We start from the raw sequence: 15,365 nt of genomic DNA, 5'->3' as shown, positions 1-15,365 counted from the left end.
CAGCTCGATCTTCCGCGCCTCGCTCATGTCGAAGGCATCGACGTAAGGACGGTATTTCTCGAAATCGAGCTGCATTGCGGACACACTTTCCCGACCGCGCAAGATGCTTCTCGCGCAGGTCGCATTGATGATTGAACGGTTTGGATTTCCTACGGCTGGCAGCCATCCATCGCGGGGGGATAGAAATAGCGAAAGCCCGCCGAGGGGGATCAGCGGGCTTTCATGAGGGCGCAGTTGTAGGTATTCGTTCCTATTATGTTCTAACGGTTATGATTTGTCCAGCCAAATCATAACCATTGACATGAATGTACCTTTTATGGTCCAATGAACCTTATAAGGTACGTTATGGCAGCAAGCGCCCCGCCCAAGATCGAACTACATTTCTACCGGACGTCGGGCGGCAAAGAACCGGTCCGCGACTGGTTGAAAGATTTGGACGAGGCGGATCGCCGGGCGGTCGGGCTTGATCTGCAAAGGGTACAATATCGCTGGCCTGTTGGCATGCCGCTTTGCCGCGCCATGAAAGGCGGTTTGTGGGAAGTGCGGACGACGCTGCCCAGCGACAAGATTTGCCGGGTGATGATCTGCTTTCATGAGGGCAGGCTTTATGCCCTGCATGGCTTCGTCAAGAAAACGCAAGCCACACCCGACACGGATTTGAAACTCGCGCAAAAGCGCCAGAAGGAGGTCGAAAATGGCTAAGGATACGAACGACAACAAGCATATGGGGTCTTCGCTCGACAGCTTTCTGGAGGAGGAAGGCGTGCTTGGCGAAACACAGGCGCAAGCCATCAAGGAAGTCATCGCCTGGCAGCTTGGCGAGGCGATGAAGGAACGCAAGATCAGCAAGAGCCGCTTGGCCTTGATGATGCATACCAGCCGGACGCAGGTAAACCGCATCCTTGATCCGAACGATGGCAATGTCACCCTCGACACGCTCCAGCGTGCGGCGGCTATCATCGGGCGCAGGGTTCAGTTCGAGTTGGTTTGATTTCCGCCGCCATACTCTTGTCATACGATAGCATGAATGGCGATTTTCCGCCATTTTTACTCGGTATTAACCATGTTAGATGATAATATGGAGCATGGAAGCAGGCGAAAATCTGATCGAAGTCCAGCGAGACAATATCAAAAACTCCGAGCGGGACTTCGACACGGCGGTGTACACCGCCGCGCGGATTTTCAACGCCATGGCCTTACCGTATGACATGCCGGATTTTCTCAAGGAAGCCATCGACGCCAGAGCGGAACAAGCCAAGATTTCCGCACAAGAAGCCGGGTTTATAGCCGCCGACATGGGCAGGGCTTTCGACGGCAAAACAATGCAAGAACGGGAACGCGACAAGGATGAGGAAAACCGCCTCTATGTCGTGTCGGTAGTTCAAGAGATTGAGCAGAGGCTCGAACGCGAGCGCGAAGAATGGGCGCAACAGAAGCACAGCTTCGCGGGCGTCAATATGTCCGGCGAAGAATATGGTGCGATCGGCGCAGACCTCAAACGCGACAGCGCCTTACGCCAATGGCTGATCGAGCGTTTGATGAAGGACGGCAAAACGCGGAGCGAAGCCGAAAACAAGGCCGACGTCATAGCGGATGCCACAACCATCATGGCGAAGCCGGAATCCCAACGAACCGATGAGGAACGCGAGAAGGTCAAACGTGCCGAGCAAGACCCGGAAATTCGGAAGATTATGCCGAAGCTTGCGGAGCAGCACCGCCAGATGAATTCGGGAATGGATCAGAACCAAAGTTTGAATTCCGGGCAGAAAATATCCGTAGAAACGGGAAGCGATCTATTCGCATCCGCCCCAGCGCTTTCAGATCATTATGGCGTGGCATTGGCAGCTACCCAGCCGTTGCAACCTGCGCAGAAAATCACTCGACCAACACCGACGACGCCCGCGCCTTCCGGCATGGCAGGCGTGGAAATCTAATCCCTAGTCACCAAGCCGCCGTAAAGCCTCAGCCGTATAATCCGTGTCACTCATGAAGACGAGGAACGCCGGGCTTCCGTCCGTCAGCCTTGCATAAATCGAGGCGCTCCGGCCCGCCACATTCCCGAACACGATCATGGGCAAACCCAGCGCTGCTTTGCCGTTGGCCGATTGGTGGACGGTATCGGCCACGATCATCGCACGAGTGCCGATCTTTTCCTTTGCCCGCACTTCGTCATCAAAACTGCCGCCGAGTAGCGCGGCAGGTTGCACACCTGGCTTCCGGGCATCCAGCAGGCGCACACACGCCGCGTCGATCCGTTGAAGTCGGGCTTCATGTTTTGCCGTGACGCCGCGATTGGCAACCTCCATCGCAACGTCACGAACATGCTGGGCGTCCTTCTCGGAGAGCTTGCCCTTCGACAGATGGAACTTATCCGTGAGGGCGTAATAGCGCTTGGCTGTCCATTTTTCCTGATTCTTCGCCAGATGCGCTTCCGCCCGCCGCCGGGCGCGATCCTGCGCGACGGCTATACGCGCCTTTTCTGTTCGTGTGACAGGCCGGGCATCCTTCGCAGCCTTGCCGTCAGGCAGCGATGACGCCCGTGCATGTGAACCGCGATCAGCAACCGTGGCAAATACTGCCGCCTTGCCGCCCCATTCTATCTTGCGGCTTTCCCGCATACGCCCGGCATCTAGCATTGCCTTTCGTACCGTCTCGATGAACTGAAGCCGCTTGGCGTGATTGCGCTGAACCTCGTTCCGCGCCCGGTTCATCAACGCGATCTTGGGATCGCTCCACATGCCCGGTGGCGTGAGGGCAAGGGTCGGCATAGCTTTGAGCAAAAGCTTTCCGTAGTGACGTGCCACCCATGTATCGCGATGCTTCTCATAGTGAGATTGCGCTTTCTCGCGCACCCTATCGGCGGCACGATGCACCTTGGCGGCTTCCGCCAAAGTCAGGCGAATGGCCCCGCTATCCCGGAACGATGATCGCAACGCAGTCGATTGTCCGCGTGTCCCAAGGCCGCGCGATCCGCCACGGCCTTCCTGCGTTCGTGCCATCATCAATCTCCCGCATCTGGATAGTAAGGAAGCCGAAGGGGAGCCTTGCGCTCCGTGCCAAAATGCAAATGGCGCACATCGCGTAGCTGCGATTTCCACGGCGTCACGCGCCAATAGGGAATGCGGTCGGCAACGAAGAGCGGAAAGCCGGGCAGCTTGATAATCTGCTGCCCTTCGCCAATGCGCCTGATGTCCTCTGCCTGGAGGACCGGACGCTTGATTTCATTGCGCCCGAGCGAGGCTTGAGCAATGGGACCGCCTGTAACTTAAATATCCGCCCCGGCAGTTGGCTCGCCATCCCATTCATATGGTTCAGGGCCAAGTATGACATCGGCCAAGATGCGGTTGATCGCATCTGCCTCCGTGCCCCAGCCTGAAACGTCCCGAAGGTCTTGCCGGATTGCCGGGTCGAACCGGACTTCAAAAGCCAAATCGCCAATCTGCGTTACTTGAATCATCGTCATGCCTCTCATTTTTGAGGAAAGGCGCAATGGCATTGCTTGGTCGCGGGTCTGGGGGGATGGGGAATCCAAGGCCCAAAAAGAAAGCATTGGTTTGCTTGGCAGGAGCGCGGTAAACTGGCTCATGCCATTTTCTACAACCGAGCTTTTAACGATTGTAGGCGGATCATCAGTGATCGCCGCCGCTGTTACACAAGGTATCGGTATTATCCGTGATTGGCGAAAAGCCAAGCACGAGGGCAAATTCTCAGCGCTGTATGTAGCTATCGCCCTCGAATCATACGCGGATAAATGCGCCACGCTAATAGGCGATTCTCAGAATCACCAAAATTCAGATGGTCATGCCGGGGTGCCGCACGGGAACATTGCTGATTTGCCTGATTATCCCGCAGCCGTCGAATGGAAGCCGTTTGGAATTAGAGACACGACCAGGGCAATGTCGTTTCGGGTAGAAGTCGATACCCGCAAAGCCTCATTTTCCGGCGAATGGGAATTTGGCGATGAAGAGGATATCGTGCCGCTTGTGCGCGAAGAATCAGCAAGGCTAGGTCTTAAGGCGCTGGAACTGGCAATCGGTTTTCGGAACACATGGGGCATTGAGGCAGTGGACTATTCAACCGAATGGAATGTTCGCGATTACCTGAAAACAGCTTTGGCCGAGCATGTCACAAAACGCGAGGCATATGAAAAAATCCAGCGCGATTCTCATGACCAACTCATGGGTTCTCTAAATGAAACCCCCGCGCTTCCGTCGGAATAGCTTCCGGTTCGATCTTTATCCTCACAGGTATTGAAGGCCGACAGTTTAGCGATAGCGTGAACCGCAAGGTGTGCGTGGTAATACCACGCTCCTTGCAAAGGGGGCCGCTGAAGCCGCGCCCCCGTTTGATCCCCCAAGGCTGAGGCGCTTTCCGGCATCGAGCCGTCCAGCACCATTGGGGAGCCTTCGGCGCTCCCCAAACCCCATCGACAAAAGGAGCCGTCGCGCTCCCTTTGAACCCATGACCGAAAGGGGCGTGCCTGCCCCTTGGAACCCAGCCGTTTCAGTGTCACTGGCGAGCACCGTTTGCCCTAGCTTCGTCTGCAGATCAGACCAACCCGGCCTACATGAGGTGTAATTGAATGGTGCCGATCCTCTTCGATGGAGATCGCCTCCGCCGTATGGAAAATGATTGGTCTGCGCGACAAGGCAGAAGGCATTCGACAGCGAGCTATATAACGAAACTTATCCCCAATTTGGTTTAATCAAACTGGGAGATGGTAGCCTCACGGCTATTGAGCGTTCTTTCCGTTAGTGCAATGATCCGTGGCTGAGGGGACAGTGACGCAATGTGGTCAGATAACGAAACCAACCGGGACTTTTTAAATTTCCGCTTCATCGCGGATATCGCGGCCGAGATGATTGCCCAAGCGGATGGGCGGCCATTGTCGATGGGCGTCTCTGGCAGTTGGGGCGTCGGCAAATCATCAATGATGAAGCTGCTCGCGGAGTCCTTGAAGCAGCGATCCGACGAGAAATTCCTTTTTGTCGAATTCAACGCGTGGCTTTATCAGGGATATGACGACACGCGGGCTGCTCTCATGGAGATCATCGCACGCGCAATTTTAGAGCGGGCAAAATCCGATAAAGGCGCGGTCGCAGAGACCGTAGAAAAAGCCAAAGGTCTATTAAAGCGGGTAAATTGGTTCCGTGTAGCAAGTACGGGCATTACGACGGCAGCATCTCTCGCAATGGGGCTTCCCCCAGTTGGTCTGATCGGCGACGGCATCGCTGCTGTAAAGAATTTGACCGATGGCTCTATCAATCAAGCCGATATAGATTCAGCGTCCAAGGTCGTAAAAGGCACAGTATCAGGTGCGAAAGGTCTTTATGAGGAAAAACCTGCCCCAGAACCAGAAACTCCTCCTCAAGCTATCCATGACTTTAGAAAAGAATTGCATGAAACTTTAGAAAGTCTCGACATTACGCTGGTCGTTTTGATAGATGACCTCGATAGATGCCTGCCACCGACAGCTATTTCTACATTGGAAGCTATGAGGCTTTTTCTCTTTCTTGAGAGAACGGCATTCATTATTGCAGCAGATGACAAAATGATCCGGCAAGCTGTCCGTTCTCATTTTAAGAATGTCGATATTGATGAGGATTTGGTAACAAATTATTTTGATAAATTAATTCAAGTTCCTATACGTGTTCCAGCACTAGGGACGCAGGATGTCCGCGCGTATTTAATGATGCTATTTATTGAAAATAGTGCTTTAGAAAGAGATGAAAAAGACGAAATAAGAACACATGTCTGCAAGCAGTTGGGCGAGACATGGACAGGAAAGAGGGTAGACAGGGCATTTGTTGCATCTCTGATAAAAAATTGCCCACCAGAGTTAGCTTCAAAGCTCGATCTAGCGGACAGGATTGCTCCTATCCTTACAACATCTAGTAAAATTGCTGGAAATCCTCGCTTAATAAAAAGGTTTTTAAATACCCTTTCTTTACGCATGACAATTGCTCGCTCGCAAAACGTTGGAGTGGACGAGACTGCTTTAGCGAAAATGCTACTGTTTGAGCGTTGTGGCTCTGGGAAGGCGTACACGGAACTTTTATCCGCCATCAATGAGAGCGGTGACGGAAAAGCCTCGTTCTTGGCTCCGCTAGAGACGGCAGTAAGCAAAGACCCAAACTCCGTTAATCTGGATGGAGAATGGAACAACGACTTTGTTCGAGAATGGCTAGGATTACAGCCTCCACTTGCCGATATTGATCTTCGTGGAGTTGCCTTTGTCAGTCGCGAACATATGCCTATCATAACTGCTGCTGACAGACTGTCATCTGAAGGCGCAGAGATACTGGAAGCGCTGAACAAACTAAGCACTGGGATGAGTAATGCTCTGGCGGACAAACTAAAGCCGCTTCCTGTCAGTGAAGTTGCGATAATTACTGATAGATTACTTGCGAAAGCTAGGTCCGCAAATCAATGGGGTACGCCGCCTATTTTATTTGGCTTACTAACAATAGCCCATTTAGATGGAGAACACAGGCAGCTTATCGCCAGATTCATGCAAGGCATCCCATCTGCACAGATCACAGCATCACTGATCCCCTTGCTGGCCGATAAGCAATGGGCCAAGCCGATTTTGAGCGTTTGGGCAGGAGCTTCCGGCGTAAGTGATCCAGTGAAAAAAGCTATCGCTAGTGCCTCAAAACGAAAGGATAAGTGATGGGAACTTCGGCATCCAGCCGTGGCCCTGGCGCAGGCGTACCAATGGTTCCAGATTGGGTTCCTCCGGCGACACCGGATGGCCAAGGCCCGACACCTCAACCCACGCCTGATGCTCCAGCTCGCCGCTTTCAGCCTGCACGAACACGATTAGGCAAATACGGTGGTAGCGGATCAGCAGACGATCTGCGGAAGGGGCTTGGCCATTATTCGAAAGGTGGTCTTGGCGGTGCCTCAACCGCCGCTCGGCGTATGGCCGGAACTGCGCAAACCGCAGGCGGGCTGTTCGGAGTCCTATCTGCCCTAAGCACGGGGACTGCCATCCCCTCGGACGTGCCGTTAGATACCGCGTCTCTTGCCGGGAAAAGCCAATCCGAAATAGCGGATATCATAGCCGAAACATTGCGCCCGGTAGATGGCACACAAGACGGCGAAGCTGCCCGTGATGCAGTGTCGCGAGCACTATCAGAAATATTGGAGCAAGATCCCAACGCAGACCTTACAGCTCTGGGCGATGCGCAAATCGATCAGGTCATCGAGTCTTATGTCGCCCATGACCTAGCCCATCGCATCGAATTGGATGTAGGAAAAGCTGTTCTGGATAAAGCACCCAACTACGCAACGGGAGCTGATCGGCTTGAGGAAATGAAAGCGTTCGTGCGGCAGGAAGTCGCCAGAGCTTTTCGTGCACGGCAGCAGGCCGGAGCAAAAATGGATCGGCAGAACGCAGCGACATTATCAGGCGAAGTTTTACGCGACACATTTGAAATATTTGAGAGCTATATATGACGACGGTAGGCTGTGCACCACCTGGCACCACGTTGCCGTCGGGGATTGAGATTCCGTTTGTATTGTACGGCTCACGTCCAAACTCCGCTACTGGAGGAATCGGATCAACGATCCCCTCGATAGTCAACGCATTGGGATTGCAACCGTCTTCTCGAGCATGGGATTTCCTTTCGATATCGCTCGCTGTTGTTGCTGCGGATGAGAGTTGTACGCGATCAAAAAGTCCAGATGGCTGGACACGTAAGATCGATCTTACCATTGCCGTGATTGATCCGACATTCTGGTCTGGGGTGACTATTAATCTTCAACAGGCTTTACGTTTTGTCACTGGCGACATTTGGAACCTCACATTCATAGGTGGCGGATTTCTACCCGCCCCACCAAAGCCTGTGAAAACGCGACCTGAGGACGCCATTTGCTTACTCTCGGGAGGCATGGACAGTCTGATAGGTGCAATTGACCTGTGCGCAATCGGACAAAAGCCCTTGCTGGTCAGCCAAGTCGCAAAGGGTGATAAATTCGATCAGCAGCGGTTTGCTAAAGCCATCGCCCCAAATTGTCTTCATGTTCAGATTAACCACAATGCTTCCCCTCCCGTTGCATCCGAGAGATCACAACGTGGACGCTCACTTGTATTTTTCGGCTTGGGCGTCCTTGCCGCAACCTGCCTTAAAAATTACGCAAGTGGAAAAGAAGTTGATATGTTCGTTCCTGAGAACGGCTTTATCAGTTTGAATGTACCGCTAACAGCTCTTCGCCTGGGCTCCCTAAGTACCAGAACGACACATCCTCATTACTTGGAGAAGCTGCAATCCATATTAGATTTGTCTGGGATTAAAGTTCGCCTGAAAAATCCTTATCAATACAAAACCAAGGGTGAAATGCTGGATGGTTGCTTAAATCAAGCATTATTGAAACAATTAATTGGCAGTACGACGAGCTGTGGGAGGTATGCCCGCACAGGCTTCAAGCAGTGTGGTAGGTGTGTTCCATGCTTAGTGCGGCGAGCAGCCTTTCATAAGTGGATTGGAAATGATCTTACAAGCAGCTATAAATACGAATTGCTTGGGACGCCGGGTAAAAAATTTCGAGACTTCGATGATGTTCGTTCCGTAGCTTGTGCGGTATACGTTAAGCGAAAGCGTGGCCTCAATGCTTGGGTCGGCGGAACCTTGAATTCGGCGATGATAAGTGATGCTGTTGCGGCGCGTGGGGTCGCTGAACGCGGCATCGAAGAACTGGGCGATTTTCTTACTGTCCAAGGTGTCATTTGATAGATTTTCATTGCCATATAGACCTATATCCAAATGCTACCGCGGTACTTGATGAAACTGAAGCAAAAGGAATTTACGTTCTCGCAGTCACGACGACACCAAAGGCATGGACAGGAACGAAAAAACTAATTGGGGATAGACGCCGTATTCGAATTGGCCTGGGTTTGCATCCAGAACTCGTTGCTGATCGATATGGTGAAGTGCCTCTTTTAGAACATTTTCTTCCTGAAACTAATTACGTGGGTGAAATTGGATTGGATGGAAGTCCACATTTAAAAGCAAGTTTCAAAAAACAAGATGAAGTATTCCAACGAATTCTTCGCGCCTGTAGCGCTGCGCAGGGAAAAATACTTAGCATCCATTCCAGACGAGCATCTTCGGGCGTTATTGATGCTTTACAATCCGAACCTAATTCGGGAACGCCTATATTGCACTGGTTTTCCGGTTCTCTTCGTGAACTTGACCGCGCTATTGCTACAGGATGCTGGTTCAGTGTGGGGCCGCTTATGCTAAGCTCGGCAAAAGGCAGAAGATTGGTCGAACTTATGCCTCGAGAAAGAGTGTTGACGGAAACAGACGCACCGTTCGCGCAGATAGCAGGTATACCGCTGATGCCTTGGGATGTAGATAGAGCGTTCAAACCCCTTTCCGAAATTTGGCGCTGCGACGAAGTTAGCGTCTCAAATCAGCTTTTAGGTAATCTTCGTTCTTTGGTAAAACGAATGGATGTCTATACAACAAGGTTATAATATTATGGTCGAGTATGGGCGTTTCCTGCCGGGCCGCGCCCTATGCGTGTGCCACGCACCGAGCCTGTAGTCTCGGCCATCCGGTAGCGGTCGCTAACGCATGAAGGCTTGGGGCTTTGCCCCTGGCGCACTTTGGAGAGCCTTCCGCCCAGCTTCCTCCATTTCATTCCGTGCAGCAGGTTCCCCGCGAAGGCTCCCGCTCCGTTTGCACCCCCAGTCTCGACCGACGGCAGAGTTTCAGAAGCGAAAGGCTTTGAACCTCATACCCATAGGAAGAACGAGAATGGAAACTGCGCCCGAACCAATCGCACCGAGAATCTACGTTGCCTGTCTGGCGGCTTATAACAACGGCGTCCTGCACGGCGCATGGATCGAGGCCAAACAAGAGGCATGGGCGATCTATGATGGCATCAGGGCAATGCTCGATATCTCACCGATCACGGACGCCGAAGAATGGGCTATCCATGATCATGAGGGCTTTGAAGGGATAGAACTGTGTGAATATGCAGGGATCGAAGGCGTAGCCGAAAAGGCGGCGTTTATTGCTGCACATGGCAAGCTGGGCGCGGAACTCTTCACCTATTACGGCTCATTGGCAGAAGCGCGGGACGCGTTGGAAGATCGCTATCACGGCCAGTTCGAGAGCGTGGCCGATTTCATGCAGGAATCCACGGAAGGCAGCATGACCATTCCCAAACGCTTGCAATATTATATCGACTGGCAAGCCATGGCACGGGATGCCGAACTAAGCGGCGACCTGTTCACCATCCAGACCGCGCATGACCAAGTGCATGTGTTCGCGGGAGGCTGAACGATGGACCCGCAGACATATAAATTCTATTGGCAGGGCATCGAGATTGAAGCCGTTTACACGCCGCTGAAATGGAAAACGATTGCCCATCTGGAAGTGCGGAGCATATCGCCGGAAGGCGCACCGCTGCCTATCACGGAGACAGGCTATCGTTCACATTTCCATCAACCGGGGACCATCGAAGGACTAGGCGGCGATGTCGTGGCGCAGGTTATCGCATGGCTTGATGAGGAAGCCGCTAAACCAGCATGGCGATCTTATGTAGAGGCCAGCCGACAGGGCAGCTTGTTCTGATCTATCGCCCCATTTCTGGCCCACGCGATGCCCTGCCACTCTGGCGACCGCTTGCCGGACTTCCCCGACCATTGCCCCGCGAGGTGGGAGGCGAGGACCGCGCCGTATCATTGAAGCGGCTCCGCAACGTGGATTCCCTTTGCTGGCCGGATTGCTGGCGCGACAGGTCGCGGTGCAGTTCGGCGACACGGCCCATATGCCGCTGGCGGACGGCGACGATTTCACGTTGCAGGGCGCGGCGATCCTTCATCTGGTCCGCTATCAGGCTGTGGCGCTGATCTCGATCACGGCGGAAAGCCTGATAGGCTTCCGCCTCATTCTGTTTGACGGTTGCGGAGCGTTGACTAGTCATCCGATCCCATAGGCCAGCGACGCCGCCGCGCAGGCGTTCGGCGCGGATTTTGGATTCTGCGATTGATCGTTTGCGCTGGCCTTCATCCAGCTTTTGCCGCTCGACCGTATGAAGTTCTTTCATGGCCGTGCGCCGATCCAGTAGCGGGGCGAGTTCCTTGGCCCGTGCCTTATCGGCAATGGCGATCAACTCTTTCAGTCTGGGCGCGATGACTCTGGCGATATGCTCCCGCGCATCGGCAACGCTTCGCATGTCGTTGGGCTTGCCCAGCTTGGCGATGATGTCTTTGGCCTTCACGCCGATCATGCGCGGGATCGACATCACGTCACCCTCGATGGTGAGGGCGACATAGGCGCGGCTATCGCCCTTGGCGAGATACAGGCCGCGCCCCTCCAGCGCCTTGGCAAATTCGGCCCTATTGCCGGATGAGGCCCAGCATTCCTGTATCGTCGCTTTGATAATCTTGGGATCATGCCCGGCGCGTTTGGCTTGCTGCCATTCGGCATGGGTGAAGTTGCGAACATCGCGCTCTTTGGAATCCACAAGCCCGCGCGGCATCTGCCAGCCATGATCGAGATAGAGGGATTTGGAGATTTCGCGCAGCTTCATCTTGAAGAACGGCAAGGGCCGCGCCGTCATGGTATCGGCATCGATACGCGACCAGACGGCATGAGCGTGCCGGCGACCTTCCTTTTCATGGAAGATTATCATGCGCGGCTGGCCTGTCAGGCCGTTCTTCTCCTCGATCCGATCTATGGCGGCTTCAAAGGCTTCGATGGACGGCGACGCCGTTTCCGGTGGATTGAGCGACACCGAAAACAGGAATTGTTTGCAGCGTGTGCCTTGGGCGATGGCCTGGGCTTCTTTCATCGCACCCAGCACCGTATCGGACACGAAGCCGCGTATCTCATGCACCTCCACATGCTCATTCTCTTCTTTGAGCAAATGAGCGCCCAGTTGCATCCCGCCGCCGCGCTGTGAGGCTTTGAGGATCATCTGTCCTCCGAAGCTTTAGCGTAGGGGGATGGCGAACCCTCCGACAGGTCGAGAGCTTCGATCAAATCTTTGCGGATCACTCCGATATACCGGATGGCTTCAATCAGTTCCGCCTCGACTTCCGGGGTCACGACGATGACGCCTGTATGGATGGCGCGGGCAATCTGGTTGAGGTTGCTGGCAATGCGCGATTGCCCCAGCGCCGCCAGCGCCCTCGACAAGGCAACATGATCCTTGACCGGAGCCTTGCCGCGACGACGCGGCGGCGGTGTATCAGGATCGAACAGCCGCCATTGGATATAGCTACCCAGCGACATGCCAGCCGCATCCCGCTCCAGCCGCGCACGGTTCTCTGGCGACAGGCGCACGGAAAGCGGCGCTGGTCTGGGAGGTTTCATGGCGGTCATACGGTAAATGGGGTTAAACGAAACCACCCCGCATCCGGGGGGATACGGGGTGGCGGGAAAGATAGAATCTCGATTGGTTAAGCCGCACGGCGCATGGCAACATTCGCCACTGGCCCGTGGTTTTCCTGCACCCCGCACTGGTGTATGCCGATAAAAACAGGGTGGAGATAGGCTAATGGCTGATTGGGAAACCGTTGCAATTGCGACGATTACCGCGCTGGCGGGTATAAGCGGCAGCGTCATTGTCGGGCAGTTCCGAATTCGGGAGCAGGCAAAGTCACATCGGCGCGACGATGCTTCGCTCATAAGGTCCAAGGTTGAAGACCTTTTTTCTGAACTAGATGCGATTCAAGCCGCATCGTCCCAACAAATGGTTGCTGCAGCCGAAATGCTTAACCGGAAAGAGGTCGTTGGAAAGCCTTTCGAAAAGTTCAATCTGGGAAAAACGCGTTCGCTTGCCACGCTGTATTTTCCGGCTTTAGCGACCGCCCTCAACGCATACGATACGAAATGCGATGAGTTGATAAAGCAGCTTCGAAGTGATCTTGAGAAGGAAGACATGGACAACATGACCGCGATGTATGGTCATGTCATTTTGGCTGCACAACTCACATCTAACCTTTGCAATGAGATTAGACAGTTGCTCAACACAGAGGCGGCCCAGGTCGGAGCATCGATCCGAAATTCAATTTCATCAAAAATATAAGCCGATTTACGGAGTTCGAATATGCCTGAACATGGTCCAGTCCTACTCAATTTACAGCGCGGAGCCAGCGTTGCAGAATTCGGCCAATTCCTCGCCGATTTGGAGAACGCCTATTTGGCGTTATATAATCTGCCAAGCTGGGCTTTCTATCGTCGATATCGTAGGACATTGGGTTTCCCAGAATACGTAGGTCTTGACCTTTTGCTGCCCTATGACGGCCATGTCGGCGATTTGGCAGGAGATGCAGTTCACCCTGATGACCAGTTGGAAATCAGCCGGATCACTATTCAGTCACCGGGCTGGGTGGAGCTTATCGGCTCTCTCAATCCCCTTCAGCAGCTTCGCGAATATCTGAAGGATCGGCATGAGCGGCAGAAGGATATGGCTTGGCGAAGCGATGCCGAAAAGACGCGGGCGCATCTTGAAAACGAAATATTGCGAATTCAGGTTGATCGGGATCGAACCAGTTCGATAGGTGAATTCAATGACGTTTTGGAACGCATCGGCTTCAACGCTGACGAGAGGCAGCGCATAGTCTGGGAGCGATTAGGGCCGAGAATGATGCGGCTGGGACGCCATCAGGATTCGGGCCTGTTGGGTACCCAGAACGACGACATAGATAGCCAATCCACGGATAAATAGCAGTATTAAGGCTCAGGCGGCTTGATCGACGTTGCCGCTAAAATTCGGTTCCAATCCTCCAAGTCCTGAAAGATTTGGTTCGAAGTCTCTACGTCCGGGCGCACCATCGCTTCCATCCGCAAACGTCCTTAACGGTGTAGGCGAATCGCAGAAATCTGCGGTATTCTCACTCTCAACTGGTCGCCACTGTCCGCATCTGTCCGTGAGCAGAGGCCCCCAATTGGGGGCTTGTTTTGGGGGCCTGTCTATTCGTTGAGAATTAAGAGGCCCCCAGCCATGGCGCTCGCAGACATAACCATCCGCAATGCCAAGCCGCGCGAAAAGTCCTACAAGCTTGCTGATAGCCTTGGGCTTTTCCTGCTTGTCACGCCGTCCGGCGGCAAACTCTGGAAGCTGAAATTTCGGGTCGATGGACTGGAGAAGAAACTATCGCTCGGAAGCTATCCCGATGTGAGCCTGACGGAAGCCCGGAAAAAACGGGATGACGCGCGAAAGGCATTGGCCGCCGGGACCGATCCAGCGTTGGAAAAGCGTCTTGCCAAGCTGCGGCGGCGCGAAGATGTCGCCAATACCTTCTCAGTGATCGCGCGTGAATTTTTCGAGAAGCGGGCATCGGACGGTGACAAGGCATGGTCGGCCGCGACCCTACAGAAAAACGAATGGCTGCACGGTTTGCTTGCCCCGACTATCGGCAAGCGCCCCGTGTCAGATATTCGACCGTTTGAGGTGTTGGAGGCGGTTCAGTCCTTCGCCCGCAAGGGCAACCGCGAAACCGCGCGGCGAGCGTTGCAGATGGCCAGCGCGGTCTTTCGCTATGCCGTTGCGACGGCGCGGTTGGAGTCTGATCCGGTTCGCGATCTCAAGGGAGCATTGCCAGCGCCGTCTACGCGCAGCCATGCGGCGATCCTTGACCCTGTGAAGCTCGGAGAACTGCTCCGGGCCATTGACGGCTATTCGGGCAACACAAGCACGCTTTACGCGCTCCAGCTTATCCCCCACGTCTTTACGCGGCCGGGAGAGCTACGGCAGGCGACATGGCAGGAAATCGACTTCGATGCCGCTGTGTGGACCATCCCGGCCGGGCGCATGAAGATGCGCCGCGCACACCATGTTCCGCTTTCCAAGCAAGCCCTGACGATCCTGAAAGCCGCCAAGGCCATTACCAACCGCGAGACGGGCTATATTTTCCCTTCCATCCGTTCCATCGCGCGCCCGATCAGCAACAACACCATGAATGCCGCTATGCGCCGCATGGGCTTTGCCAGCGACGAAGTGACGGCGCACGGCTTCCGTGCCACGGCGTCGAGCCTGCTTAACGAGGCGCGGGATCGGCAGGGCAAGCCCATGTGGAGCAGCGACGCCATCGAACGCGCACTGGCACATGGCGACGACGACAAAATCCGGGGGATATACAACCGTTCGCCATATTGGGCGGAGCGCGTGGAAATGGCGCAATGGTGGAGCGAGCGCCTCGATCAAATTCGGGCAGGCGCGGAGATAGTGCCGATCGGGCGACCTAACGTGCGACGCCGCCGAAATTAGAAGCACGCTGTTGTTGGCAAGTGCTTGCGGGGTAGCTTTCAACCGCCTAATATAGAACTAAAGGGGAACACTCTTTGGGCGAGATTCTAAAGCCGGAAACGCTTTCACTTTTTCTGGTATTCACCGTGCCA

Annotated in this window: 17 protein-coding genes; 13 read left to right on the top strand and 4 right to left on the bottom strand. The window is 54.2% G+C overall.

Going from position 1 to position 15,365, the window contains the following annotated elements:
- The first annotated feature begins 345 nt into the window (after positions 1-345).
- The 3 genes from WG908_RS16230 to WG908_RS16220 all read left to right on the top strand — a co-directional run bounded on the left by WG908_RS16230 (position 346) and on the right by WG908_RS16220 (position 1,934).
- Positions 346-702: a type II toxin-antitoxin system RelE/ParE family toxin gene (locus tag WG908_RS16230; protein WP_340187555.1), complete on the top strand. Its 357-nt coding sequence runs from the start codon at positions 346-348 to the stop codon at positions 700-702.
- Positions 695-991, top strand: a complete 297-nt coding sequence (locus tag WG908_RS16225; RefSeq protein WP_340187554.1) for a helix-turn-helix domain-containing protein — start codon at positions 695-697, stop codon at positions 989-991. The genes WG908_RS16230 and WG908_RS16225 overlap by 8 nt, the downstream gene beginning before the upstream one ends.
- Positions 992-1,085: 94 nt before the next feature.
- Positions 1,086-1,934 carry a hypothetical protein gene (locus WG908_RS16220; protein ID WP_340187553.1) on the top strand — a complete coding sequence of 283 codons (849 nt, stop codon included), beginning with the start codon at positions 1,086-1,088 and terminating at the stop codon, positions 1,932-1,934.
- 3 nt (positions 1,935-1,937) lie between these two features.
- Here the strand turns inward: WG908_RS16220 and WG908_RS16215 are convergent, their stop codons facing one another.
- Both WG908_RS16215 and WG908_RS16210 read right to left on the bottom strand, forming a co-directional pair.
- Complete coding sequence (locus WG908_RS16215; protein WP_340187552.1) at positions 1,938-3,005, bottom strand: hypothetical protein; 1,068 nt, start codon at positions 3,003-3,005, stop codon at positions 1,938-1,940.
- A gap of 260 nt (positions 3,006-3,265) precedes the next feature.
- Positions 3,266-3,463 (bottom strand): hypothetical protein, encoded by a 198-nt coding sequence (locus WG908_RS16210; protein WP_340187551.1) that lies wholly within the window; start codon positions 3,461-3,463, stop codon positions 3,266-3,268.
- On the opposite strand from WG908_RS16210, the gene WG908_RS16205 reads away from it, so the two are divergent.
- The 7 genes from WG908_RS16205 (at position 3,462) to WG908_RS16175 (ending at position 10,589) form a co-directional block, all read left to right on the top strand.
- Complete coding sequence (locus WG908_RS16205) at positions 3,462-4,220, top strand: hypothetical protein (protein ID WP_340187550.1); 759 nt, start codon at positions 3,462-3,464, stop codon at positions 4,218-4,220. The two genes, WG908_RS16210 and WG908_RS16205, sit on opposite strands and share 2 nt — an antisense overlap.
- A gap of 569 nt (positions 4,221-4,789) precedes the next feature.
- Complete coding sequence (locus tag WG908_RS16200) at positions 4,790-6,673, top strand: KAP family P-loop NTPase fold protein (protein ID WP_340187549.1); 1,884 nt, start codon at positions 4,790-4,792, stop codon at positions 6,671-6,673.
- Positions 6,673-7,461, top strand: a complete 789-nt coding sequence (gene qatB, locus WG908_RS16195; protein WP_340187548.1) for a Qat anti-phage system-associated protein QatB — start codon at positions 6,673-6,675, stop codon at positions 7,459-7,461. The genes WG908_RS16200 and qatB overlap by 1 nt, the downstream gene beginning before the upstream one ends.
- Complete coding sequence (qatC, locus tag WG908_RS16190; RefSeq protein ID WP_340187547.1) at positions 7,458-8,735, top strand: Qat anti-phage system QueC-like protein QatC; 1,278 nt, start codon at positions 7,458-7,460, stop codon at positions 8,733-8,735. The genes qatB and qatC overlap by 4 nt, the downstream gene beginning before the upstream one ends.
- Positions 8,732-9,484: a Qat anti-phage system TatD family nuclease QatD gene (gene qatD / locus WG908_RS16185; protein WP_340187546.1), complete on the top strand. Its 753-nt coding sequence runs from the start codon at positions 8,732-8,734 to the stop codon at positions 9,482-9,484. Before qatC ends, qatD begins: the two co-directional genes overlap by 4 nt.
- Before the next feature lie 283 nt (positions 9,485-9,767).
- The gene (locus tag WG908_RS16180) at positions 9,768-10,295 is read left to right on the top strand and encodes an antirestriction protein ArdA (protein WP_340187545.1); all 528 of its coding nucleotides are present in this window, start codon (positions 9,768-9,770) and stop codon (positions 10,293-10,295) included.
- A gap of 3 nt (positions 10,296-10,298) precedes the next feature.
- Positions 10,299-10,589 carry a hypothetical protein gene (locus WG908_RS16175; RefSeq protein ID WP_340187544.1) on the top strand — a complete coding sequence of 97 codons (291 nt, stop codon included), beginning with the start codon at positions 10,299-10,301 and terminating at the stop codon, positions 10,587-10,589.
- Position 10,590: 1 nt separating this feature from the next.
- Here the strand turns inward: WG908_RS16175 and WG908_RS16170 are convergent, their stop codons facing one another.
- Together WG908_RS16170 and mobC are read right to left on the bottom strand one after the other, a co-directional pair.
- Complete coding sequence (locus tag WG908_RS16170; protein ID WP_340187543.1) at positions 10,591-11,937, bottom strand: relaxase/mobilization nuclease domain-containing protein; 1,347 nt, start codon at positions 11,935-11,937, stop codon at positions 10,591-10,593.
- Entirely contained in the window at positions 11,934-12,335 is a 402-nt protein-coding gene (gene mobC / locus WG908_RS16165) for a plasmid mobilization relaxosome protein MobC (RefSeq protein ID WP_340187542.1), read from the bottom strand. The genes WG908_RS16170 and mobC overlap by 4 nt, the downstream gene beginning before the upstream one ends.
- Before the next feature lie 184 nt (positions 12,336-12,519).
- Between mobC and WG908_RS16160 the strand changes: the two genes are divergently transcribed.
- The 3 genes from WG908_RS16160 to WG908_RS16150 all read left to right on the top strand — a co-directional run bounded on the left by WG908_RS16160 (position 12,520) and on the right by WG908_RS16150 (position 15,234).
- Positions 12,520-13,050 (top strand): hypothetical protein, encoded by a 531-nt coding sequence (locus WG908_RS16160; protein ID WP_340187541.1) that lies wholly within the window; start codon positions 12,520-12,522, stop codon positions 13,048-13,050.
- 21 nt (positions 13,051-13,071) lie between these two features.
- The gene (locus WG908_RS16155; RefSeq protein ID WP_340187540.1) at positions 13,072-13,692 is read left to right on the top strand and encodes a hypothetical protein; all 621 of its coding nucleotides are present in this window, start codon (positions 13,072-13,074) and stop codon (positions 13,690-13,692) included.
- Between the two features lie 276 nt (positions 13,693-13,968).
- Positions 13,969-15,234: a tyrosine-type recombinase/integrase gene (locus tag WG908_RS16150; protein ID WP_340187539.1), complete on the top strand. Its 1,266-nt coding sequence runs from the start codon at positions 13,969-13,971 to the stop codon at positions 15,232-15,234.
- Positions 15,235-15,365 lie beyond the last annotated feature (131 nt).

Origin of the sequence: Sphingobium anseongense, assembly GCF_037725245.1 — a bacterium.
GTDB lineage: Bacteria > Pseudomonadota > Alphaproteobacteria > Sphingomonadales > Sphingomonadaceae > Sphingobium.
This window is presented reverse-complemented; position numbering and strand designations above follow the sequence as displayed.